The following is a 22,770-nucleotide window of genomic DNA, read 5'->3' on the forward strand; positions in this document are numbered from 1 at the left end:
ATTCCCTCCGCAACGAATTTCCGTGCGAATAGCACAAGGTGCCACAGCGTGGGCGGGTCATCCCTTTGCCAGACCGTGGAGGGCCAGGGATGGCCCGACCGAGCCTACATGGAAGTATTTACGGCGTGTCTGGCAAAGGGATGACCCGCCCATGCGACCACTCGAGAGCTGACAGTCTTAGTCGGAGGTCAGTTCCCGTAGTGAGCGTCAAGATATTTCAGAATACGGGCAGACTCGAACAGCCCTTCCCCGGTGTTGGGATCTTCAAGATAGGGCACCTGAACCCGCTTATGCACCTGGAAAAACGCATCCCGCTTGCCTCCGGGAATCGGCGTATAAGGCCCCGGCTTGATGCGCTGCTTCGCTGGCCCGATCTCTGTCCAGTGCTCCTTGCCCAGGTTGTGCAAGGTATACGGAATTTCCAGCTCACACAGCCGCTCACGCACCAGCCGTGAAAACGGGCTGCCCTCGAAACTCCAGAGATGCAACGGCTGCTCCGGCCGCTTGCCCTGGCTGACCCTCAGCCCCCGCATGGCGCTGGTTACCGAGGCTACAGAGCCCAGGACCGGCTGCCAGACCCTACCACGATAGTAGGACGGTACCGACCGGCCGGCATATTGCCGGAACAGATACTCGATGATCTCCTCGGATTCGTACATGACCGTGCCCGTGTTCTGGTCCGCCAGCAAAGGGAACTGTTGCCGGCCTCCCAGCGCCTCCGCCTGGGCCCGGAAAACCGACCCGCCCTTCGGACAGGGCCGGATTTCCACATCCAGATTAAGGGCAGTCAGGGCTTCACGAACACGACGGCAGTACGGACAGCCCTCCATGTCATAGAGCACGATCGGCTTTTCCGGCTGGGGAACATTTTTTACCACCAGGCAACCGCGCCAGGCCGTGAGCGACGATGTGGCGACCGAGCCCAGCACGTGGACGTTATGAGAAAGCATATTCAACATAAACAAACCTTTTTTTGGAGACCACGCCATTATCACGCAATCTGAAAATTTTCCATTGGCTCCCGAGATCGGCTCCCAAAATCGTTAAATTTTGTCCACCTAACCCCATGATTCACAAGGGCGCTTACATGGCGTCACAAAAGTTCAATACAAACAACGACACTACTGCCATTTTTTAACGTCATGTAGAGCTTTTCTGCATAGTACAAACGGTCAGGATGGGCTATTGTGGAATTATAAGAATCCACTGGATGGTGACCATGTTAATCCCGGGTATGCGACGCTCAGGCTCTATAGGAGCCGAAAAAATGTATCCTCGATTCAGGCGGTCGTTAATGGCATCGCTTGTGGCCCTGTCTGTCACGGCTGGCCCATCCGTTGCCGCCGCAGATGGCGAGGACGCGGGATTTTCCGGCACTCGCCTCTGGTCCAATCAGTTGAAGGATTACGCCCTCCAGTCCCTTCATAACGAAAATGCCATGAGCATGGCCGCCATTCCGCTGAATGGGCCCGGCATTAATCAATACATCAATGCCGATGCGCTGATGAGCCCCGGTTCCATCATGAAGCTGGTGACAACTTTTGCAGCGCTCGAGGTTCTCGGCCCCAACCACCATTGGGATACGGATTTCCTGACCGATGGTGTCATGGTCGGCGACACCCTTGAGGGTAATCTCTACGTCCGCTTCGGGGGCGATCCCAAGCTCACTATTGAACGCCTCTGGACCACATTGGGCGAGCTGCGCAGCATGGGCATTACCAGAATCGAGGGAGACCTGATCCTTGATGGTTCCTACTTTCAGGTGGACGCTGGTTTTCCTGCGTTTGAGGACAACGGCGACAACCCCCACGCACCGTTCCTGGTAGAACCTTCCGCCTATCTGACCAACCTGAACCTGATGCACTTCCAGGTTCGCGCCGACGAGCGTGGCACCCAGGCCTGGAGCACGCCTTCCCTGGGCGAAGTCGTCATCGATAACCGCGTGGTTGCAACCGCCGAAGGCCCTTGTCCGTCGCGAAGAAACTTCGAATGGGAACCCATTGTTCATGAAGACCACCGAGTGACCGTTCGGGTAACCGGTGAGCTTCCTCAGGGCTGCCGAACCACCAGCTACCTGTCGCTGCTGCCCCATGAGCAGTACAGCGCCTCGCTGATTCGTTCGTTGCTGGCTGACCTTGGCGTCGTGGTTTCGGGCGGAGACCTCAATGGCGTTACACCGGAAGACGCACGGCTGGTCATGAAAACCACCTCGCCGGATCTGGTTACCATGGTGAGGGATATCAACAAGTGGAGCAGCAACGTGATGGCGCGCCAACTGCTGCTCACCATTGGCGCCGAGAACCGCCTGGAAGACGAGAACGATGACCGAGTTGCCGGCATAAGGGTGCTCTACGACTGGCTCGAAGGCAAAGGCATTAACACGGCGGGCATGGTGATCGACAACGGCGCCGGTCTCACCCGACACGGGCGGATCACCGCGCGCCAGGGCGCTCAGATACTGGAACACGCCTGGAACAGCGCCTACTCGGCAGACCTCATGGCCTCAATGCCTATCATCGCGATGGATGGCACCATGGCACGCCGCCTGCGCAATACCGGCATGGATGGCGAGGGTCGCATCAAGACCGGTTACCTGGAAAATGTGAGATCGATCGCCGGATTCACCCGCGATTCCAATAACACCACCTGGGCCGTGGTGGGGATGGTCAATAACGATCCTGCCTGGAACGGCCAGGCCGTGCTGGACCGGATTCTGTATTCACTGCATTTCCGGCCGCCGACAGGGACCGCCATTTCTCATGCAGCTTCCGGCACTTCTGAGACCAGCATCCAATAAAAAACCCCGGCGTAAGCCGGGGCTTTTAAGCTCGATCTTGCTTCCGAGCCTACTCTATAACTGGAACAAAATCGTCCGCTACCTGTCGCTGCTGCCCCATGAGCAGTACAGCGCCTCGCTGATTCGTTCGTTGCTGGCTGACCTTGGCGTCGTGGTTTCGGGCGGAGACCTCAATGGCGTTACACCGGAAGACGCACGGCTGGTCATGAAAACCACCTCGCCGGATCTGGTTACCATGGTGAGGGATATCAACAAGTGGAGCAGCAACGTGATGGCGCGCCAACTGCTGCTCACCATTGGCGCCGAGAACCGCCTGGAAGACGAGAACGATGACCGAGTTGCCGGCATAAGGGTGCTCTACGACTGGCTCGAAGGCAAAGGCATTAACACGGCGGGCATGGTGATCGACAACGGCGCCGGTCTCACCCGACACGGGCGGATCACCGCGCGCCAGGGCGCTCAAATACTGGAACACGCCTGGAACAGCGCCTACTCGGCAGACCTGATGGCTTCCATGCCCATTATCGCGATGGATGGGACCATGGCACGCCGTCTGCGCAATACCGGTATGGATGGCGAGGGTCGCATCAAGACCGGTTATCTGGAAAATGTGAGATCGATCGCCGGATTCACCCGCGATTCCAATAACACCACCTGGGCCGTGGTCGGGATGGTCAATAACGATCCTGCCTGGAACGGCCAGGCCGTGCTGGACCGGATTCTGTATTCGCTGCATTTCAGGCCGCCGACCGGGACTGCTATTTCACGTGCGACTTCCGGCACTTCTGAAACCAGTATTCAATAAAAAGCCCCGGCGTAAGCCGGGGCTTTTAAGCTCGATCTTGCTTCCGAGCCTACTCTATAACTGGAACAAAATCGTCCATGAGCGTTACCGTGGCGACGCTTTCGGGCCCTTCATTCAACCGAGCTATGGCAGTGTAGACACCGCCAACTTCCAGATTGAGACTTGGGGATTTGTAAAGCACGGTAGCGCCATCCGCCGAAGTTATAAAGACAACATAGCTCCCCTCGGCAACGCCAAGGTAACCGGATGACTCAGCATAATTGAAGTCGTCCAGAGCAGGCATGGAATTACCTATGAGCGTGTTCTCGGCACCCCCAGCGTCCGTCGGAATAAGGAACACATCGACTGTGGGCGCTTCAACCGCTCCATGTATAACCCTCAGTTTTGCTTCTGTGGCAATTCGACGATTGTTGTCAGCAAAAACCAAAGCATCAAGCCCCTCCGCAAGTACACCTGCGGCAACAACGGTGTTTAAATCGCCGTTCGCAAAATTCAAAGTTGCATCGATAGCAGTCGAAGCAGTCACTCCTGTAGCTGTGACTGCAACACGGTTGTCGCCGGCATCAAGGGGAACGTACTCGCCTGTTGATGGCGCACCAGGCACTGTCTCACCAAATGCTAGATCAGTGGCCGCAGGCGATCCATCGGGCTCTTCGTTGAGATAAATGTCGACATTCGGAGTGGGAGCGGATGAATTATGAACTGCGCGGATACCAGCTCCCGTTCCAATATCGAGAAGTTCGGATACCTCAGCGCCGTTCAGAACCAAAAGACTCACAGGTGAACTTCCGAAGACCGTATTGTCAACAGCGCCTACCAGAAGGTCAGAACCCGCCGGCAACCCAATCTGTCCGCTGTCGTATACAACTCCGGTAGATCCTGCAGCGGTAACCCGGATCTGATAATCGTCCGATGCAGGCAGCTCCAGTGGGCCAACACTTTCTTTAAAGGAGAAGCTGAAGGTAGCTTCAGCAGGGAGCGGATCCCCAAATGCAGTCACATATACATCCACTGGACCAGCGGCAACGGTCTCGGCCTCGGGCGAAAGATGGGCAACCCTCAGACGTGCGCTGTTGGCATCATCACGGGCGCCATCGTCCGTCAAGATCAGCGGCTCGATGGTCTCGTCACCAACTTTGCCAACTGCGATCACGTCATAGTTGGTATCCGCACGGAGCGACACTCCATCAGCGGAAATTACGGTCGCGGTCTCACCGCCCGGCAGCAATCCATCGACCGCGATGTCGGCAAGACCGGCACCCGGAGTGAGGACGGCAGCCTGCTTGTAATCAGCGCCGGGAACGACAACATCACCGTTCACCCGGACATTCACCGCAGGTGCATCAGACGACGCATGCAGGACCCGAACACTGGTGGTTGCCGGATCATCATCGTCATCAAGCCAACACCCGGATAGCATAACGCTACCCGCCAAAACCATCGGTAAAGCATATTTTGTATTCATTGTTTCTATTCCCCACTTGTCGAGGTTGATTACCAGGATTTTGATGGTTCGAACCTGCACAAATTCAATCCATGATTTATGCGTCAATGCATTTACGGGGAGTCAGAAAGAACGGATTTGCATCTTTTAACATTTAAGCTTACATCTGTACGCAATCAGTCAAATCTGCGCATGGTGAACTCAGTCATCTTCCCGGCAAGCGGCGCGATGAACGTCACCAGAGGAAAAGCGACGGCCCAGGCAACGAGAAAAGCCGGCCCCCACCGGTAGTGGAACTCGCCGTCGATGCCCGTGTTGATGAAGGTGATCACCCCGGACATCAGCAGCGACATAATTCCGGACATGTAAAAGCCAAAAATCAGCTGGCGTAGACGTGAAAGTCTCATTTTGCTCATGACTTCTCCTGAAGAATGCTCCAGGGTTCCCCGGAGCAGCATCTGAAAGGCGTGATATGTCGTACATTGATATCACTCAAAGCTGAAATGATAGTGAGCTTGCAATCTTTTTTCGATAAGCCTTTTTACCAAGACAGGTGGGCCATGGATACTGCCAAAGACAGGGCACCCGGCTTTTTCAAACCGTTTGTCCTCATTCTGGTACTGGCGTTTGCTCTGGTTGGCTGCAGTTCAACCAAGCTCGCTTATCGATACGCGGACTGGGGCATCGTGTGGTGGGTAGAAGACTACGTGACACTGACGGCCGACCAGAAACAGCAGCTCAACAGCAATATTGAGCAACTGCGCCAATGGCATTGCAGCGCCGAACTGCCGCGCTACAAGGCCTGGCTGGATGAACTCGAATCTGATGTTTCCAGCAACCCACCCGACAAGGCCACCGTCGACTACCATCAACAACAGCTTTTCAGTTTCTTCCCGAGTCTTCTGGAAAAGGCAACGCCTGTCGCGGTAAACCTTCTCTCAAGCCTGAGCGATGAACAGGTTCAGGAGTTGGCGGACAACATGGCGCAAAGCCAGAGGGAAATGGAGGACGAATTCCTGGCCGATTCCCCGGAGGCGACAGCAGAAGCACGTGCAGAGAGAACCGCAGAGCGGGTTGAGCGATGGCTCGGGGACCTGAACAGCGAGCAGCGCGACATTGTGCGGCAATGGTCCGCCAATCGGGGCGAGCAGACTCAAATCTGGCTGCAGGGTCGAAGGAACTGGCAATTGGCCTTGCTGGAACTGCTGGAAAACAGAAACGCGCCGACGTTCGAGGCTGAGCTGGAATACCTGATTCTGAATTCCGAGGAAGTACGGGGCGAGGCTTACAAAGCCATGATGGCGGAGAGCCGCGTTGCCATGGCCTCCCTGACGCATGATCTGATCCTTGCCGGTAGCGAAGAGACGCTTGCCCTCCTGAAGAACAGAGCCGTGGAGCTCAACAATGATTTTGAAACGCTGACCTGTTCGCCGGCCTGATAATCGCGCTCGCGTGAACGTGGGGTCAGATGAAGGCTTTCATCTGACCCCTGGTTAGCCTCAGACCGTCAAATAACCACCGTCGGCATTGATGCAGGCGCCCGTGGTGTAGCTGGAAGCATCGGAAACCAGATAGAGCACCGTACCCGCCATCTCGCCCGGATCGGCCACCCGCTTCATGGGGATATGGGCCATGGCCTGCTTCTTGATAGCTTCGTTGGTGGTCAGGGCGCTGGCAAACTTGGTATCGGTCAGCCCTGGCAGTAACGCGTTCACGCGGATTTTCTGCTGACCCAGCTCCATGGCGAAGGACTTGGTCATGGAGATTACGGCGGCCTTGGTGACCGAGTAAATGCCCTGATAGTGACCCGGATTGACGCCATTCACGGACGCCACGTTCACAATGGAGCCGCCACCGGCTTTCTTCATCATCTGGGCGCCGCGGGCGCACATGAAGAAATAACCACGGATGTTCACATCCACGGTCTTGTTGAAGGCACCCAGATCTGTGTCCTCGACCGGCCCGAAGTAAGGGTTGGCAGCGGCGTTGTTCACCAGGATGTCCAGCTTGCCGTGGGTCTGTTCAATATGCCCCCAGATGCTCTCGATCTGATCCATATCTCCGATGTGGCAGGCGTAGGCTTCGGCGCTGCCGCCGCCATCCCGGATTCTGCTGGCAACCGCTTCACAACCGTCAATCTTGCGACTGCTTACGATGACGTGAGCGCCGTAATCGGCCAGGGTCCGGGCAATGCTCTCGCCGATGCCGCGGCTGGCACCGGTAATCAGGGCAACCTTGCCAGTCAGATCAAACAGGTTCTTGCTGCTCATTCGTTCACCTCAATTCACTATCGGAATGTCACCAGGGCGGGATCATCCGCTTCCAGGTGGCTGTAGTTATTAAAAACGGCCAGGCTACGCCGGGGCCCCGAATACAGGACCCGCGACACGCTGGTGTTGGCGATCACCTCGTTCAGGCCAAGTGCCCGGGCGTCATCCAGGCCAAGCAGATGCTGGGCGATTACGGAAATCGGGCCGCCAGAGGTCGCCACCAGCACGTCGCCGCCATCGGCGTACTCAATCATCTCCTCGAAGGCCGCCAGAACGCGGGCCTTGAAGTCCGGCCAGCTTTCCTCGTACTCGTGGTCAAACTCGCCAGAGGCCCAGCGATGCACCGCGTGCACAAAGGCCTCCTGGAACGCTTTGGCCGGTTTGGGAAACGCCTTGAGGTCCCGCGCCATCACGGCACGGTCACTCCACTCCGGGCGGTACCGGGCCACCACAGTGGTGTGATCAAACTCGTTGAAGCCGGGAACCACCTGCATATCGGGCAGTTTCACTCCGTACCCGGTGGCGATGGCTTCAACGGTTTCCCGGTGGCGTTCCAGATCGCCTCCGAAAACCGCTGCCGGTTCCACTTTGCCCGCCAGCCAGCGGCCAAGCACCCTGCCCTGCTCCCAGCCCGTGGGAGACAGTTGATCGTAGTTTTCTTTCCCGAAACTGGCCTGGCCGTGACGAACCAGATAAATCGTCGCCATTACAGGAGGCTCTCCGCAATCAACCGCTGGCAGCGCTTCTCGAGATAATTAGCGGCATGGCCAAAGGCGGCGAAACGCTTGTCCTTGGTCTGGCCATGGTAGAACCGGTAATAGATCTGCTGGATGATCACTGCCAGCCGGAACAGGCCGTAGATCTCATAGAAGTCGAAGTTATCGACCTTGAAGCCGGACTGCTCCATGTAATATGCCACCACTTCCTTGCGGGTAAGCATGCCCGGGCGATGGGTCGGCTGGCGGCGCAGCATCTGGAACGGGCCTTCGTCGTCCGCCTCAATCCAGTAGGCCAGGCTGTTCCCCAGATCCATCAGCGGATCCCCGATGGTGGCCATCTCCCAGTCCAGCACGCCGATGACCTCAAACGGGTTGTCAGGGCTCAGCACCACGTTATCGAAGCGGAAATCGTTGTGGATCACCACCTGGGCAATGTCTTCAGGCATCTTGTCGTTGAGCCAGCTCATCACCTGCTCGAAGTCGCCCACATCGTCGGTGCGTGCCTTGCGGAAACGGTCACTCCAGCCGCCAATCTGGCGCTGAACGTAGCCCTCGCCCTTGCCCAGCTTGTCCAGGCCTGCTGCCTTGGCATCCACACGGTGCAGATCCACCAGCTTGTCGATCACATTCAGGCAAAGCTTGCGGGTATCGGCTTCACTGAGCTCGAAATCCTTCGGAAAGTCCTGGCGCAGGATGATGCCCTTCAACCGTTCCATCACGTAGAAATCGCAACCCAGCACATCGTGATCATCGCAAATGGCAATGATGTTGGGCACGTAGGGATAAACCGGTTTGAGCGCCCGCATGACCTTCGCCTCACGCAGCATGTCGTGGGCAGACTTGGCGATCTTGCCGAACGGCGGCCGCCGCAAGACGTAGGACCGGTCGCCGTAATCCACCTGGTAGGTCAGGTTTGAGGCGCCGCCCGGGTATTGACGAATCTCTGGCTCGCCTTGCAGATCAGGGATCGCCTCTTTCATGAACCGGTCTACAGCGCCAGTATCCAGCTCCTCGCCTTCCCGGATGTCCACGGCCTCGTCGATCTGGGTCATTCAGGACTCTCCTTTTGAATCTTCAGTTAAAGACAGTTAAAAACAGCGCCCTCAGGCCTTGCTGCCACCCATCTTGCTCATCCAGCGCTTGCTTTCCTGATGCATCAGCCAATCGAAAGCCTTGGGCGCATGGCGCTTGAGCATCCACATACGGCGCTCCTTGGCATGGGGCAATACCCAGAAGCTCTTGTTTTCCACCGACCGGAAAATATCCTCGGCCACATCCTCGGCGGTCACCGTGGACCGCTTCATCAGCTTGTTCACATTCTGCTGAATGCCGGGGATATCTGAACGCATGCTGCTGGTCAGATTGGTCTGGAAAAACGCCGGGCACACGCAGCTCACATGAATACCCGCATCCCGAAGCTCCTGGCTCAGGGTTTCAGACAGGGCAATCACCCCGGCCTTGGTCACATTGTAGCTATCCATCAACGGCGCCAGCATGAGCCCGGCCATGGAAGCCACATTCACGAACGCCCCGGAGCCCTGCTGCTTGAACTGCGGCGTGAACGCCTTACAGCCGCGAACCACACCCAGCACGTTGATATCGAGAATCCACTCCCAATCCGCCATGGTGGTATCTTCAATGGAACCGGCCGAAGCAACACCGGCGTTGTTCACCACCACATCGACGCCGCCCCATTTCTTCACGAGATCATCGCGGACCTTTTCGAAATCGGTCAGGCGTCGAACATCGCACTCGACGAAATAACCTTCGCCTCCGGCCGCATTAATCTCTTTCTCGACGCCAACACCTTGCTCCGGATTAATGTCGCCGATGCAAACTTTGGCGCCTTCTTTGGCATAACGCAGTGCTATGGCGCGGCCAAGTCCGCTCGCGCCGCCCGTGATGAATACTCTTTGTGTCATGGTGATTCCCGTTGTATCGGATTTTTAGTCAGCTTAACTCACAGGTATACGAGAGTGGGCGGGGCTGGCCTTCTGAAACTGTGCGGAGCCATGGATGGCGTAGCCAAGCGTACATGGACGTATTCACAGCGTGTTTCAGAAGGCCAGCCCCGCCCGCTCCGCCACCGAGCTATCAGTTCTTGTACTTTCGCAATTCAAGACGGGCCACCATAGCCCGATGCACCTCATCCGGGCCATCCGCCAGGCGTAAAACACGGGCATAGGCAAACAGCTGTGTCAGCGGGAAGTCGTCATCGCTGACCCCGGCACCACCGTGAATCTGAATGGCCTGATCCACAATGGTCTGCAGCATGGATGGAATCACCGCCTTGATCATGGAGACCTCCTGAAGCGCCCCCATGATGCCCTTGGTATCCAGTGCCCAGGCGCATTTCAGCGTGAGCAGACGGGCCTGCTCAATGGCCATGCGGGCATTGGCAATGATATCCGGATTGCCGCCCAGCTTGGCGATCGGCCGTCCGAAGGCCTCACGAGTCGTTGCCCGCTTGATCAGAATCTCCAGCGTGCGCTCTGCCGCACCGATCGCCCGCATGCAGTGGTGCACTCGGCCCGGCCCAAGACGGCCCTGGGCAATCTCGAATCCGCGGCCCGGGCCGGCGATGAATGCGCTCTTGGGCAGCCGGACGTTGTCAAAAAGCACCTCGCCATGGCCATAGGGCTCATCATATTCACCGAATACCGGCAGCATACGCTCGATCTTGACGCCAGGCGTGTCCAGCGGCACCAGCACCATGGAATGTCGGCGATGCTTATGGGCGTCCGGATCGGTAAGTCCCATGAATATGGCAACCTTGCAATCCGGGTGTCCGATACCTGTGCTCCACCACTTGCGACCGTTCAGAACCACTTCGTCGCCTTCAACAACGGCCGTCGCCTCCATATTGGTGGCATCGGAAGAGGCAACCGCCGGCTCGGTCATACAGAAGGCGGAGCGGATCTCGCCGCTCAGCAGACGCGGTAACCACTCGGCTTTTTGCTCTTCAGAGCCATAGTGGATCAATACTTCCATATTGCCGGTGTCTGGCGCGTTGCAGTTGAAAATCTCCGGAGCAATGAAGCTGCGGCCGGTTTCCTCGGCAATCAGGGCGTAGTCGGAGTTCAACAGGCCACAGCCGTATTTTTCGTCCGGGAAGAACATATTCCAGAGGCCCTGGGCTTTGGCTTTTTCCTTCAGCTCCCGGATGACTGGCAGCACAACCCAGCGGTTATCCAGTGAAGCAAGCTCCTTGTGGTACTGCTCTTCAATGGGAAAAATCTCATCCTTCATGAACTGCTTCACGCGGTTGAGGTAATCCTGGCCTTTCTCGGAAATATTGAAATCCATCGCCGTCTCCTCGCTAACGGTTGCACGGTGGCGTGCACGGAATCATCACGTTGAGACCAGTCTAAGGATGACTTAACTATTACGCGACTGAATTATGCTTATCGTTTATTATTAACCAAACTTATTCAAATTCTCCAGAAACGGATCCCGCTCATGGCCCTCAACCGCCTGGACCTGAACCTGTTGCACGTGTTCGACACCATCTACCGGGAGGGAAGCCTGACTCGTGCAGCCAGGTCACTGCATCTCACTCAGCCGGCTGTCAGTCATTCACTGTCGAGGCTAAGGGACCATTTTGATGACCCCCTGTTTACCCGTCAGGGCAACCAGATGGTTCCAACGCCACTGGCCCGGCGGTTCCTCGAGTCCATGCGGCCGGGTCTCACCCAGATCCAGGGCGCGGTAAATCAGTTTCATGCCTTTGATCCGGCCACCCAGCGTAAAACCTATTCGCTCGGGCTACGTGACATTCTGGAATCGACCTTCCTGCCCCGCCTGATGGCGCGTCTGGACGCCTATCCGGAACTGGAAATTGTCAGCCAGAGGATCGCGAGGCGCGACATGGAGACGCAACTGGCGGCCGGCAAACTGGATTTTGCGGTGGATGTGCTGTTGCCCGTAAGTAACCAGACGTCCCACGAACTCCTGAGGCGCGACCGCCTGGTGGTTCTGGCCCGGGAGGGGCACCCGCTGGCAACAGAGTCACTGGATATGGAAGGGTACCTGTCCGCAAAACACGTGCTGGTATCCTCGCGTACCGAAGGACCCGGGATCGAGGACTTTGAACTATCGCGACTGGGGGTACAACGGAGTATCCGCCTGAGATGTCAGCACTACTATGCCGCTTGCCGGGTTGTGGAAGAGACCGATCTGTTGCTGACCATGCCAGAAGCCTACGCCAGAATTATCGCCGAGCGGGCCAACATCCGGATTATGGATCCGCCGGCGGACCTGCCGTCTATCGACGTGCACCTGTATTGGCACAAGGCTTACGAGCGAGAGCCGGCGCTGATCTGGTTCCGGGAGCAGTTGAAGGCAATCAGCTGAGCCTCAGTAGGCGCCGACTATCATCAGGAAACCGAAGAATCCGACAGCCGTGATCCCCAGGGACGCCACTACGATGCCGAGGCCCCACCAGACGGCGGCACCATCGGATATCTCCACATCATGGCCCCTCAGGGTTCGGTAGAAAGCCCAGGGGCCCAGGACAAATGCACCGAGCACCGCGAATACCAGTCCGACGCTGATACCGGCAAAGGTCCAGGTGGCCAGAACCATGGCGCGGTCTTTGACCTGGTCGGTGACACCGTGGTGATCGAGAAATTTCTTGCAGAAAAACCAGATCAGGGCGAACAGGATGATGACAAAAACCAGTCCGCCGACAATGGTGATCATTCGGTATAGCAAGGTGTCCTTCCTGTCAGTTTAGAGGCCGGTTATGCCGGGAACTCGGGCTCGGGAAGACATTCGAAACCGGGTTTGGCGAACAGATACCCCTGGTAGAAATGGATACCCTGAGAACGCAACCAGAAATACTCTTCCTTAGTTTCAACGCCTTCGGCAATGATGTCTCCGCCAAGCTGTTTCATCATGGTGATGATGCCAGCCACGACAGCCTGTTTGTTCGGTTCATTATGAATATTACGAATGAGCGCCATATCCAGTTTAAGAAGATTCGGCGGGCTGGCTATCATGATATTGAAACGAGAAAATCCGGCCCCGAAATCATCAATAGCCGTGCTAAAACCCATTTCCTGGTATGCCTCAATGATCGAAGCCAGATGCTCCACAGACGTGGAATTCAACTGCTCATCCTCGGTCAACTCAAAGATGATCTTGCGGGTATCGAAATTGTAGGTCTTGGCCGCAGCAAGAGTGGTACGAATACAGTACTCGGCCCGGTAGACAGCGTTGGGCATGAAGTTGATGCTTAACATCGACTTCATGCCCAACCTGGCGGCGAGTTTAACCGCCTTGACCCGACACACCTGATCAAACGCATAGCGGTTACGCTCGTTGACCTGCGAAAGAATACTCATAGCACCCTGCCCCTCGGTGCCTCTCACCAAGGCCTCGTAGGCGTAAACAGATTTGTTGATAACGTCAACAATAGGCTGGAACGCGAAGGTAAAGGAAAAATCCAACCCCTCTCCACAGGCACATTGCTCGCAATGAGACTCGTCAAACAGTACGGCGGGTTGGCTCACTTCAACTCCTGAATCCACTTCTGGCGGTTTTGCTGTGTTTATACGGCTTAATTCAACCCAATATAGCCTTGATCCCCTCCCCGGTAAAACCACTTTCTGGTTAAAGCGTGTCAAACGGTGGCATCCCCTGCTTACATGACTAAACTGGGGTTTGTCGTTTATACGTGTCTGTCCACAAAAGGAGTTTCCCTAATGGCCCAAACTACCCGCATCGCTGTAACCCCGGGCGACGGCATAGGTCCTGAAGTGGTGGCCGAGGCTGTGCGCTGCCTCGAGACCCTGCGCGCCAAACACGGCCTGGACCTTGAGTGGACTCGATTCCCCTGGCCATCCCACGCCTGGCACGAGGAGCATGGCGAATCCATGCCCGCGGATGCCCTGGCGCAGTTACAGAAGTACGATGCCATCCTTCTGGGCGCCCTTGGCGATCCGGGCCCCATGGACGATCCGGACCGATACCTGCTTCCAGACAGCATCTCACTGGCGCCACTGCTGGACATGCGCAAAGGGTTCGACCAGTGGGTCTGCGAACGTCCGGCCCGGCTTCTGCCCGGTGCCCGCCAGTACCTGGCCGATGAGCGCGCCAAGGACATCGACATGCTGGTGATTCGGGAAAACTCCGAGGGTGAGTACGTCAGCCAGGGTGGACGTCTGCGCAAGGGCACGCCGGATGAGGTGGCCACCCAGATGGAGGTGTTTACACGCAAGGCAACCGACCGGATCATCCGCTACGGGTTTGAACAGGCCCGAAACCGCGCCGCGGAAAGGGTTTCGGAGGGCCGCACACGAACATTCCGGACCCTGGATGGCAGAACCTGTGAAAGCCAGGTGTGCCTGGTCACCAAGCGCAATGCCTTGCGCTACTGGGGCGACATGTACACCGAAGCGTTCGACGAGATAAGCAAGGAATACCCGGACGTGGCCACGCATCATGAGTTGGTGGACGCGGCCTGCATGAAGTTCGTGCAAAGCCCCTGGGCCTTTGACGTGGTCGTCGCGAGCAACCTCCAGGGGGACATTCTGACCGACCTCGCTGCGGTGCTGTCAGGTGGCATGGGCGTGGCACCCTCCTGCAACCTGAACCCGACGGATCCGGATATGCCGTCTATGTTCGAACCCACCCATGGCAGCGCGCCGGATATTGCCGGCCAGGGCCTGGCTGACCCCACCGCCATGCTATTTACCGCCGCCCGCATGCTCGAGTGGCTGGGCCGCAAGGACCCTGCCATTGCCGCAGCTGGCAAGGAGCTGTTCGATGCAGTGGCTGCAGACCTTGCCGAAAACTCAGGAAGCCGACGAGGCACCCACGAGATCGGTTCTGCGATCTGCGAGCGGCTGTCCCGATAGATCAGGGTTACTGGTCGGCCATGACAAACTCGAGCCGGCCAGGCGCCACCCGAACATCTACCGGCATCATACCGAACATACGCTGGGCGAAATCGGTTTCGTCCAGTCGGTACACCGGCATGGTCTCCAGCATCTGGGCAACCAGCCGCATGACCGTATCGGTTACAGGCTTCAGATCCCCTTTGAAGAAGGGCGAGTCAATACTGCTCTCAAGGAGCTGCAACCGCCGTATGAAGATGGCTTTCTCAGTGCTGTCGTAAACCGGCGCCCCTTCGACCTTCAAGGCAATATCCACGGGTAGCTTCGCCATCAGCGCATTCAGCGCTACCTGACCCCGAACATCGATCACTGCCACATCGCGACCATCTGGCCCAAGGGTAATGTCGGCGTCGTCGAGACTCAGACTCAGTGGCGAACCACTATTCAGCTGGTTGCGGTCGAACTCGCGAACCACATCCTGAAGGTGCCGTTCCAGCTCGCCTTCGGAGATGGAATAGGGCGACAGACTGGCACAACCACTGGCGAGCACCAGCAGCAGTGTCAGAAGCGCCCGAAGGGCGTAAATCGGCGTTCTATTCATTTTCAGCCCGAGCCTCGACATGAGGCGTAAGAGTGTCGTCAAAAACCACGTGTATCAAGATGGGCCTGCAGCAAACCTGGCAATCCTCGACATACTCCTGCTCCGGTACCGACGGGTCGACGCTGACATCCAGCGTCTCCCAGCAGTACGGGCACTGAATCAGTACCGAATCCAGGGCGGACATGGCATCACCTCAGAACTGTTGCTTGGCCATCCAGGGAATGACGCGATCGAACGCCTCTTCCAGCTTCTCGCAGGTCGTGGAGAAACTGATCCGAACGGCGTTGGTGCATCCCTCGCCAAAGGCGTCACCGGGCACCATGCAGACGCCGGTTTCCTTCAGCATTCGCAAGGCCAGATCAGAGCCATCGACATGTGGTGGAAGGTCCGGGAAAGCAAAGAAGGCACCGCCAGGCTTGTAGCCGGTCATGTAGGGGGTCTGGTCGACCAGCTCGACCACCTTGTCCCGGCGCTCACGGTAGATATCTACCATATCGCGAACGCACTGCTGGTCACCGGTCAGTGCTGCGACGCCGGCAAACTGGGACGGCGTGTTAGCCACGGAGGTGGTGAACATGTGGAAGCGACGCAGAGACTTGATGGCCGCCTGGCTGGCAATCACCCAGCCAACCCGCAGACCCGCCATGCTGTAGGTTTTTGAAAAACTGCTGATGCACATGATGTTGTCCAGATCCATCGAGCAGTTCAGCACGCTGGCGAAGTCTTCGTCATCAAAGATCAGGTGGTCGTAGACTTCATCGGCATACACCTGAATTCCCCGATAGGCGCATTCCTCCAGGATGGTCTCCACGGTGCTACGCGGGTAAACCGCCCCGGTCGGGTTGTTGGGATTGTTCAGGATCAGCGCATAAGTCCTGGGCCCCATGGCCTTGATGACCTCATCCGGATCCAGCTGGTGGTTATTCTCTGCCCGGGTCTGCACAAACTTTACTTCACCACCGTTCATGCGAATCAGCGGCGCATACAGCAGAAACGAAGGGTCCGTAACGATAAACTGCCGCCCGGGCGCGGAGGTGGCGGAAATAGCCAGGTACATGGCCTCCGTGGCGCCGCTGGTAATCAGGATATTGTCTCGAGTCAGTTTCCGGTTGTAGCGTTTGCCGTAGTAGTCGCGCAAGGCTACCAGCAATTCAGGAAGGCCGGCATCCATGGTATAGCCGGTCTGCCCCGCGTTGAGCGCATCGATGTAGGCATCGATGACGTGCTTTGGCGTCGGCAGGTCCGGCTGACCGATGGAAAGATGAATAACATCCTTCATGGTGGCCGCCATATTCACCATGCGACGGATACCCGGAACCGGAACCGCCTGCATGGCAGGGTTCCAACTGGCCTTGGTTTTCCGGTACTTCACTCTACGCGGTTTGTCCTGACCGGTTTCTTTGTTGGCGGCTTCTGCCATAAACACCTCCTGCAAACGGGGCAAATAAGATCCACCCCTGCAGGTTAGTCAGTATGGATGGCCTCTACAAGACAAAAAATCATATAGATGATGTACGTGAAAGTACCGCCATCAACGCTCTGAGTGGAAATTCTGGTGCCCCGCAAGTTGACCCGACAGAGCCTGCCGACCAGACTGTTATTACCCCTCGGGGCAACGACCAGTTCAACGAAGTCATTCATCGAAAAGGCGGAGGCTCAATGACTCAGCACAGCAAACCTGTTGTTACCGTTCTCACCGCGCCGGGAGAGCAGGAACCGCCGGGAATGGACGCAGTGAGGGCCCGCGCTGATGTGCGCTTTGCCTGTGACGAGCCAACCCTTCGCGACACCCTGCCGGGCACCGATATCATGATGGTGACGGACTTTCGCACAGAGGCCCTCGCGGCCGCCTGGCACACCGCAGACAAGCTCCAATGGATCCACGCCACCAGTGCCGGCGTCGATGCCTTGATGTTCCCGGATCTGATCAGGGGCGATGTAACCGTCACCAACGCCCGGGGCATTTTCGACCGTACCATTGCCGAATACGTGCTGTGCACCATCCTCATGTTCGCCAAGGATTTCCCGAATTCCATCCGGCTACAGATGAAGCACCAGTGGAAGCATCGGGATACGGAGCGGGCAGAGGGCAAGCAGGTTCTGGTTGTTGGCGCAGGTTCGATCGGCCGGCAGATCGGCCGCCTGGTCGGCGCCGCCGGTTTGAAAGCACACGGCATCGCTCGCAAGCCCAGGAAGGAAGACCCCGATTTTGTGGCGGTACACGGCAATGACGACCTTTACGAGCAGCTCGGGCATGCGGACTTTGTAGTGATTGCGGCGCCACTAACACCTCAGACCGAAGGCCTGTTTGACGAAAAAGCCTTCAAGGCCATGAAAAAATCCGCCCGCCTGATCAATATTGGCCGCGGCCCGATCGTCAAAACCGATGATCTGATCACGGCCCTCGAAAATGGCGAAATTGCCGGCGCAGGACTCGATGTCTTCGAAGAGGAACCTCTGGCAGAAGATCATCCGCTCTGGGACATGGAGAATGTCACCATGACCGCCCATATGGCCGGCGACTTCATCGGCTGGAAGCGTGCACTGACGGATCAGTTCCTGGAGAACTTCGACCGCTGGCACAAGGGTGACGAGCTGTTCAATTTAGTCGACAAGGAATTGGGTTACGCTGGCAGCAAATAACCGTGCCTGGTACTCATCCAAAAACAAAACGGGAGCCAAAAGGCTCCCGTTTTATATTCGAACCATCAAAACCAATCAGCTACCAGACAAGGACTGATCCGATGGATCAATTTCCATCTGCTGGATCGCAATCACCGCCTGAGTGCGATTCCGCACCCCAAGCTTCCGGAACACCGCCGTGATATGGGCCTTGATGGTGGCTTCCGATACATCCAGATCATAGGCGATCTGTTTGTTCAGAAGCCCCTCGGCGAGCATACCCAGCACCCGGAACTGTTGAGGCGTCAGCGATGCCAGCTTTTCGGAAAAGTCGGTGGTATCTGAATGCATCCGCTCGATCTTGTCGGCCACTCCCTGCGGCAACCAGACGTCGCCTTCCAGAACCGCCTGAATCGCCTCGGTAATGGTTGGCAACGGCGCCGACTTCGGTATGAAACCGGAAGCGCCGTAGTCGATCGAGCGACGCATTACCTGCAATTCCTCGGATCCTGACACAACCACCACCGGCAGCCCCGGGTACTGGCCTCGCATGAAGACGAGCCCCGAGAAGCCGTGGGCACCCGGCATATTGAGATCCAGCAGAACCAGATCCGCATCCGGGTGCGACTCTACCGCCGCCTGCAGTGCCTTGATGCTGTCGACTTCCACCGTCTCGGCATCGGGCACCGCCTGACTGACCGCCTGCTTCAATGCTGCGCGAAACAGCGGGTGATCATCAGCGACGATAATTGTTTGTGCCATTCAACAGATTCCTTACAGGTACATGGCCTGGTAACACACAGGCGTTACTGGTTCGCACGACCGCTGATCAGGTCATCGACTACACCCGGATCTGCCAGCGTAGAGGTATCACCCAACTGGTCGTGCTCGTTAGCGGCAATCTTACGCAAAATACGCCGCATAATCTTGCCAGAACGCGTTTTAGGCAGTCCAGGTGCCCATTGGATCACATCTGGAGAGGCGATGGGGCCAATCTCCTTGCGCACCCACTGGACAAGCTCTTTCTTCAGCTCGTCAGAAGGTTCCTGTCCATGTACCAGGGTTACATAGACATAGATGCCCTGACCCTTGATGTCATGCGGATAGCCAACAACGGCAGCTTCCGCGACCTTCTCGTGGGAAACCAGGGCGCTTTCGACTTCGGCGGTACCCAGACGGTGACCAGACACGTTCAGAACATCGTCGACACGACCTGTGATCCAGTAGTAGCCGTCTTCATCGCGACGGGCGCCGTCACCGGTAAAGTACATGCCCTTGTAAGTGCTGAAATAGGTCTGAGCGAAACGCTCGTGATCCCCATAGATCGTCCGCATCTGGCCCGGCCAGCTGTCCAGGATCACGAGGTTACCCTCGGTCTTGCCCTCAAGGATGTTGCCGTCATTGTCCACCAGTGCCGGCTGAACACCGAAGAACGGTACCGTGGCTGAGCCGGGTTTCAGATCAATCGCGCCCGGCAGCGGGGAAATCAGGATGCCGCCGGTTTCGGTCTGCCACCAGGTATCCACGATGGGGCACTTGCTGTTACCGATAACCCGGTGGTACCACTCCCAGGCTTCCGGATTGATCGGCTCGCCCACGGAGCCCAGCAGTTTCAGGCTTTCACGGGTAGTGCCGTTCATGCAGGACTCACCTTCCGCCATCAGGGCGCGAATTGCGGTCGGAGCGGTGTACAGGATGTTGACCTTGTGCTTGTCGACAACCTGCCCCATACGAGAGCTGTCCGGATAGTTGGGCACACCCTCGAACAGAACGGTGATGGCACCATTAGCCAGCGGGCCGTACAGAATATAGCTGTGGCCTGTGACCCAGCCGAAATCGGCAGTACACCAGTAGACGTCGCCTTCATGATAATCGAACACGTATTCGTGGGTCATGGAGGCATAGACCATGTAGCCACCGGTGGTATGCAGAACGCCCTTGGGTGCACCAGTGGAGCCAGAGGTATACAGCATGAACAGCGGATCTTCGGCGTTCATCGGCTCTGGCTGGCAGTCGGCAGAGGCGGACTTCATCAGGTCTTCATAACGCTCGTCGCGGGCGTCATTCCAGGGCACTTCGGAATTGCCGGTCCGGGTAACAACCACCACCTTCTCGACATTGGCGGCATCTTCATTCTTCAGGGCCGCGTCCACGTTCTTCTTCAGCGGAATCTTGCGGCCGCCACGAACGCCTTCGTCAGCGGTGACTACGAAGCGGGATTTGCCGTTCACAATCCGGGCACCAAGCGCTTCCGGAGAAAAACCGCCGAACACCACCGAGTGAATCGCGCCGATACGTGCGCAGGCCAGCATGGCGACTGCTGTCTCGACAATCATCGGCATGTAAATGGTAACAACATCCCCCTTCTTCACGCCCAGACCTTTGAGGACGTTGGCGAACTTGCTGGTTTCCTCATGCAGTTCGCGATAGGTCACGTTGCGTGAATCGGCGGGATCATCGCCTTCAAAGATGATGGCTGTCTGGTCGCCGCGCTTTTCCAGATGACGGTCCAGGCAGTTGGCTGAGGCATTCAACTGGCCATCTTCGAACCATTTGATGGACAGGTTGTTGTAATCGTAGGTCGTGTTTTTCACCTTGGTGTAGGGTTTGATCCACTCAAGGCGCTTGCCGTGCTCACCCCAGAAGGTATCCGGGTCTTCGACTGACTGACGATACATTTCTTCATACTGTTCCCGGTTCAGAAGGGCCTGTTTGGCCACGTCCGGGCTTACCGGATATACCTGTTTACCAGTCATTGTGCTCCCCCTTTAGTCAGAGTCTGTTGTCATTGTCGGTTTTGGAATTCAGACGTTGAGGCCTCTCCGGCCCTTTAGACGGATAGTGGTAGTTCACCATGCTAGCCACTACACAATGAATTAGACTAACGTCCTAATCCGCCTGAACTTTTAGCCCAAAAAGGTCGGTAACCCGCAAGAAAACAACGGTAAATTGCGCCGAACGAGAAGCTTTTTAAAGGATAGTTGGATTGGGGCCGATGGCAAACCCGGGGAGGAAACGACTACACATAAAAAAGCCCGGTCGTTGCGACCGGGCTCCTGGGTTCACGCTGCCTTTTTTCGGGCCTTGGCAGAGCGCAGGCTGTATACCTTGCGCTCCTTGAGGGCGTATCGGTTCAGGCCTGCCAGGTGGATCTTGCGCAGATAGACCGACCAGTCAATCTGGCGGGCATCCACCGGGAACAGCACCTTGTCCAGCTCACCCATCCTTGATGCCAGGGCCAGCAGGTCATCATTCCGGAAGATGTAGTCTGGCGCGGTGTAGAAACCGAAAATGGTCGCCAGCGAGCGTGTCGTGTCCAGATTCCGGAGCACTTTCAGCTCGCGATTCTGGCCCAGCATGCGCAAAACCTTCCCGGTAATGCTCAGTGGCATGCGCACCCCGCCCACAACGGCATCGAACAGCCGGCGGTTGACTGCAATGAAGGGTTTGGTCGGCTGCCGGTAGAACAACTGATCATATTCGGCAAAGTTGGCTTTGGATTCCGCCATGAGGTGATCAATAAACTGCCCAAGGGAAACCGGGTTGGAGCTGCCACTGCAACACTGGTAAATCCGGTGACGCGGCGAATCAGCAACGGCTTCGGCCGCCGCCAGGATGATCGCATTGGCCACCAGATCCACTGGAATAACATCAATGACGCCAGCGCGTTTGCCAGGGAAGATCGTGACCTTCTCGCGGGCATAAGCGAGGATAATGGCATCGGCCACCTTCACACCTTCAATCCAGCCTGGCGCGGGTTCCTCGAGTGCGCTTTCAATAATGGATGGGCGCACAATGGTCAGGGCCCGCCCTGACAGGGCCTTGAGCAGGAGTTGCTCACCCAGCCACTTGGTAAAGGTGTAGGTATCGCTCCAACCGTAATGGTTGGCTTCACGGATGCCAAGATCCACCAGCTTCTTCTCCAGTGCCTTGCCGGAGTAACGGGAACGCACATCCGCTATCTTGTCCTCCAGCAGCCGGACCAGCTCCTCGATCTCATAGTAGCCTTCCGTGCTCCGGGGAATGGATTCACCTGCCGGCTTGATCACGGTCTCCGTGATCTGCCCCGAATTCATACCATTTACATAGCAGGTGGAAACCTGAAGCACCGCCAGCGCCTTGTTCTGTCGGGCAAGCTCGGCGACGTTTTCGAGGCAACGAGTATTGATGGCAAGTGCTTTATCGAGCTCTTCACGGAAGTTCACACTGGCGGCGGAGTTGACAACCACATCGATGCCTCCGGCCAGCTTGCGGAAACGGTCAGCGGACAGACCAAACAAGGGCTCGGTCACTTCCCCGGTTACGCAATGCACACGTTCTTCAATGAAGGTTTCGAAAGCCTCGTTGTCGTCCTGACGCAGACGATCGAAAACTGACGACGTGGCGATCTCCTCAAAAAAACGATCTCGCGCATCGGGATGGCGTTTGTTTCCACGGATCAGCAGGTGAATGCCGCCTATGTCCGGAACGGCGCGAATGAGCTTTTCCAGAACCACCTTGCCGAGAAAGCCGGTGGTGCCGGTAATCAGAACGTGCTTGCCCCGGAGTCGCTCAAGTACTTTTGATGACGCCTCGGGATTCAGCTGCTGTGTTGCCATGGGAGAACTCCTTCTCACTTCAATTCGTTGTCGGCGCACACCTGCCAACAAAAGGAAAGTTTGGGAATCGGGTAC

The 22,770-nt window shown here is 57.0% G+C and carries 21 protein-coding genes and 1 pseudogene; 6 read left to right on the plus strand and 16 right to left on the minus strand.

Annotation, left to right across the window (positions count from 1 at the left end; all coding sequences use genetic code 11):
* Positions 1-188: 188 nt before the first annotated feature.
* Entirely contained in the window at positions 189-959 is a 771-nt protein-coding gene (locus CFB02_RS09970) for a glutathione S-transferase N-terminal domain-containing protein (RefSeq protein ID WP_088557889.1), read from the minus strand.
* 335 nt (positions 960-1,294) lie between these two features.
* Here CFB02_RS09970 and dacB point away from each other — a divergent pair, with 335 nt between their 5' ends.
* Complete coding sequence (gene dacB / locus CFB02_RS09975) at positions 1,295-2,797, plus strand: D-alanyl-D-alanine carboxypeptidase/D-alanyl-D-alanine-endopeptidase (protein ID WP_088557890.1); 1,503 nt, start codon at positions 1,295-1,297, stop codon at positions 2,795-2,797.
* A gap of 79 nt (positions 2,798-2,876) precedes the next feature.
* Positions 2,877-3,602 (plus strand): annotated as a pseudogene (locus tag CFB02_RS09980) (D-alanyl-D-alanine carboxypeptidase/D-alanyl-D-alanine-endopeptidase); the annotation flags it as partial.
* Positions 3,603-3,651: 49 nt separating this feature from the next.
* On the opposite strand, the gene CFB02_RS09985 reads toward CFB02_RS09980, so the two are convergent.
* Together CFB02_RS09985 and CFB02_RS09990 are read right to left on the minus strand one after the other, a co-directional pair.
* Positions 3,652-5,127, minus strand: coding sequence for a DUF4397 domain-containing protein (locus tag CFB02_RS09985; protein ID WP_088557891.1), 1,476 nt, complete (start codon positions 5,125-5,127; stop codon positions 3,652-3,654).
* Between the two features lie 95 nt (positions 5,128-5,222).
* Entirely contained in the window at positions 5,223-5,462 is a 240-nt protein-coding gene (locus CFB02_RS09990; protein WP_041645013.1) for a DUF2798 domain-containing protein, read from the minus strand.
* 144 nt (positions 5,463-5,606) lie between these two features.
* On the opposite strand from CFB02_RS09990, the gene CFB02_RS09995 reads away from it, so the two are divergent.
* Positions 5,607-6,485: a DUF6279 family lipoprotein gene (locus CFB02_RS09995; protein WP_088557892.1), complete on the plus strand. Its 879-nt coding sequence runs from the start codon at positions 5,607-5,609 to the stop codon at positions 6,483-6,485.
* A 60-nt stretch (positions 6,486-6,545) separates the two neighbouring features.
* Here the strand turns inward: CFB02_RS09995 and CFB02_RS10000 are convergent, their stop codons facing one another.
* The 5 genes from CFB02_RS10000 to CFB02_RS10020 form a co-directional block, all read right to left on the minus strand.
* A complete protein-coding gene (locus CFB02_RS10000; RefSeq protein WP_088557893.1) occupies positions 6,546-7,316 on the minus strand; it encodes an SDR family oxidoreductase in 771 nt (256 codons plus the stop codon).
* 17 nt (positions 7,317-7,333) lie between these two features.
* Complete coding sequence (locus CFB02_RS10005) at positions 7,334-8,023, minus strand: histidine phosphatase family protein (protein ID WP_088557894.1); 690 nt, start codon at positions 8,021-8,023, stop codon at positions 7,334-7,336.
* Positions 8,023-9,087 carry a phosphotransferase family protein gene (locus CFB02_RS10010; protein ID WP_088557895.1) on the minus strand — a complete coding sequence of 355 codons (1,065 nt, stop codon included), beginning with the start codon at positions 9,085-9,087 and terminating at the stop codon, positions 8,023-8,025. Before CFB02_RS10010 ends, CFB02_RS10005 begins: the two co-directional genes overlap by 1 nt.
* 51 nt (positions 9,088-9,138) lie before the next feature.
* Positions 9,139-9,957, minus strand: coding sequence for an SDR family oxidoreductase (locus tag CFB02_RS10015; protein WP_014576311.1), 819 nt, complete (start codon positions 9,955-9,957; stop codon positions 9,139-9,141).
* Positions 9,958-10,129: 172 nt separating this feature from the next.
* A complete protein-coding gene (locus CFB02_RS10020) occupies positions 10,130-11,341 on the minus strand; it encodes an acyl-CoA dehydrogenase family protein (protein WP_088557896.1) in 1,212 nt (403 codons plus the stop codon).
* 153 nt (positions 11,342-11,494) lie between these two features.
* Between CFB02_RS10020 and CFB02_RS10025 the strand changes: the two genes are divergently transcribed.
* The gene (locus CFB02_RS10025; RefSeq protein ID WP_008176107.1) at positions 11,495-12,388 is read left to right on the plus strand and encodes a LysR family transcriptional regulator; all 894 of its coding nucleotides are present in this window, start codon (positions 11,495-11,497) and stop codon (positions 12,386-12,388) included.
* A gap of 3 nt (positions 12,389-12,391) precedes the next feature.
* Here CFB02_RS10025 and CFB02_RS10030 read toward each other — a convergent pair whose 3' ends face one another.
* Both CFB02_RS10030 and CFB02_RS10035 read right to left on the minus strand, forming a co-directional pair.
* On the minus strand, positions 12,392-12,748 hold the full coding sequence (locus CFB02_RS10030) for a hypothetical protein (protein ID WP_227519179.1): 357 nt from the start codon (positions 12,746-12,748) through the stop codon (positions 12,392-12,394).
* Between the two features lie 29 nt (positions 12,749-12,777).
* On the minus strand, positions 12,778-13,548 hold the full coding sequence (locus tag CFB02_RS10035) for an EAL domain-containing protein (RefSeq protein ID WP_172835861.1): 771 nt from the start codon (positions 13,546-13,548) through the stop codon (positions 12,778-12,780).
* 192 nt (positions 13,549-13,740) lie between these two features.
* Between CFB02_RS10035 and CFB02_RS10040 the strand changes: the two genes are divergently transcribed.
* Complete coding sequence (locus CFB02_RS10040; protein ID WP_088557899.1) at positions 13,741-14,895, plus strand: isocitrate/isopropylmalate dehydrogenase family protein; 1,155 nt, start codon at positions 13,741-13,743, stop codon at positions 14,893-14,895.
* Between the two features lie 7 nt (positions 14,896-14,902).
* On the opposite strand, the gene CFB02_RS10045 is transcribed toward CFB02_RS10040, so the two are convergent.
* The 3 genes from CFB02_RS10045 to CFB02_RS10055 are packed head-to-tail and all read right to left on the minus strand — an operon-like array spanning position 14,903 to position 16,895.
* A complete protein-coding gene (locus CFB02_RS10045; RefSeq protein WP_088557900.1) occupies positions 14,903-15,475 on the minus strand; it encodes a DUF1439 domain-containing protein in 573 nt (190 codons plus the stop codon).
* Positions 15,468-15,659, minus strand: coding sequence for a CPXCG motif-containing cysteine-rich protein (locus CFB02_RS10050; RefSeq protein ID WP_008176119.1), 192 nt, complete (start codon positions 15,657-15,659; stop codon positions 15,468-15,470). Before CFB02_RS10050 ends, CFB02_RS10045 begins: the two co-directional genes overlap by 8 nt.
* Before the next feature lie 9 nt (positions 15,660-15,668).
* Complete coding sequence (locus CFB02_RS10055; protein ID WP_088557901.1) at positions 15,669-16,895, minus strand: pyridoxal phosphate-dependent aminotransferase; 1,227 nt, start codon at positions 16,893-16,895, stop codon at positions 15,669-15,671.
* A gap of 239 nt (positions 16,896-17,134) precedes the next feature.
* Here CFB02_RS10055 and CFB02_RS10060 point away from each other — a divergent pair, with 239 nt between their 5' ends.
* Complete coding sequence (locus CFB02_RS10060; protein ID WP_172835820.1) at positions 17,135-18,118, plus strand: D-2-hydroxyacid dehydrogenase; 984 nt, start codon at positions 17,135-17,137, stop codon at positions 18,116-18,118.
* A 75-nt stretch (positions 18,119-18,193) separates the two neighbouring features.
* Here CFB02_RS10060 and CFB02_RS10065 read toward each other — a convergent pair whose 3' ends face one another.
* The 3 genes from CFB02_RS10065 to CFB02_RS10075 all read right to left on the minus strand — a co-directional run bounded on the left by CFB02_RS10065 (position 18,194) and on the right by CFB02_RS10075 (position 22,695).
* Positions 18,194-18,859 (minus strand): response regulator transcription factor, encoded by a 666-nt coding sequence (locus CFB02_RS10065; RefSeq protein ID WP_088557903.1) that lies wholly within the window; start codon positions 18,857-18,859, stop codon positions 18,194-18,196.
* A gap of 44 nt (positions 18,860-18,903) precedes the next feature.
* Positions 18,904-20,853: an acetate--CoA ligase gene (acs, locus tag CFB02_RS10070; protein ID WP_088557904.1), complete on the minus strand. Its 1,950-nt coding sequence runs from the start codon at positions 20,851-20,853 to the stop codon at positions 18,904-18,906.
* A gap of 306 nt (positions 20,854-21,159) precedes the next feature.
* The gene (locus CFB02_RS10075) at positions 21,160-22,695 is read right to left on the minus strand and encodes a fatty acyl-CoA reductase (RefSeq protein ID WP_088557905.1); all 1,536 of its coding nucleotides are present in this window, start codon (positions 22,693-22,695) and stop codon (positions 21,160-21,162) included.
* Between the last annotated feature and the right edge of the window lie 75 nt (positions 22,696-22,770).

The sequence above is a fragment of the Marinobacter sp. es.042 genome, assembly GCF_900188315.1.
Taxonomy (GTDB): domain Bacteria; phylum Pseudomonadota; class Gammaproteobacteria; order Pseudomonadales; family Oleiphilaceae; genus Marinobacter.

Coding starts and splice junctions, on each gene's coding strand:
- CFB02_RS09970 (WP_088557889.1), bottom strand. CDS start 959: ATGTTGAATATGCTTTCTCATAACGTCCACGTGCTGGGCTCGGTCGCC.
- dacB (WP_088557890.1), top strand. CDS start 1,295: ATGGCATCGCTTGTGGCCCTGTCTGTCACGGCTGGCCCATCCGTTGCC.
- CFB02_RS09990 (WP_041645013.1), bottom strand. CDS start 5,462: ATGAGCAAAATGAGACTTTCACGTCTACGCCAGCTGATTTTTGGCTTT.
- CFB02_RS09995 (WP_088557892.1), top strand. CDS start 5,607: ATGGATACTGCCAAAGACAGGGCACCCGGCTTTTTCAAACCGTTTGTC.
- CFB02_RS10000 (WP_088557893.1), bottom strand. CDS start 7,316: ATGAGCAGCAAGAACCTGTTTGATCTGACTGGCAAGGTTGCCCTGATT.
- CFB02_RS10005 (WP_088557894.1), bottom strand. CDS start 8,023: ATGGCGACGATTTATCTGGTTCGTCACGGCCAGGCCAGTTTCGGGAAA.
- CFB02_RS10010 (WP_088557895.1), bottom strand. CDS start 9,087: ATGACCCAGATCGACGAGGCCGTGGACATCCGGGAAGGCGAGGAGCTG.
- CFB02_RS10015 (WP_014576311.1), bottom strand. CDS start 9,957: ATGACACAAAGAGTATTCATCACGGGCGGCGCGAGCGGACTTGGCCGC.
- CFB02_RS10020 (WP_088557896.1), bottom strand. CDS start 11,341: ATGGATTTCAATATTTCCGAGAAAGGCCAGGATTACCTCAACCGCGTG.
- CFB02_RS10025 (WP_008176107.1), top strand. CDS start 11,495: ATGGCCCTCAACCGCCTGGACCTGAACCTGTTGCACGTGTTCGACACC.
- CFB02_RS10040 (WP_088557899.1), top strand. CDS start 13,741: ATGGCCCAAACTACCCGCATCGCTGTAACCCCGGGCGACGGCATAGGT.
- CFB02_RS10045 (WP_088557900.1), bottom strand. CDS start 15,475: ATGAATAGAACGCCGATTTACGCCCTTCGGGCGCTTCTGACACTGCTG.
- CFB02_RS10050 (WP_008176119.1), bottom strand. CDS start 15,659: ATGTCCGCCCTGGATTCGGTACTGATTCAGTGCCCGTACTGCTGGGAG.
- CFB02_RS10055 (WP_088557901.1), bottom strand. CDS start 16,895: ATGGCAGAAGCCGCCAACAAAGAAACCGGTCAGGACAAACCGCGTAGA.
- CFB02_RS10060 (WP_172835820.1), top strand. CDS start 17,135: ATGACTCAGCACAGCAAACCTGTTGTTACCGTTCTCACCGCGCCGGGA.
- CFB02_RS10065 (WP_088557903.1), bottom strand. CDS start 18,859: ATGGCACAAACAATTATCGTCGCTGATGATCACCCGCTGTTTCGCGCA.
- acs (WP_088557904.1), bottom strand. CDS start 20,853: ATGACTGGTAAACAGGTATATCCGGTAAGCCCGGACGTGGCCAAACAG.
- CFB02_RS10075 (WP_088557905.1), bottom strand. CDS start 22,695: ATGGCAACACAGCAGCTGAATCCCGAGGCGTCATCAAAAGTACTTGAG.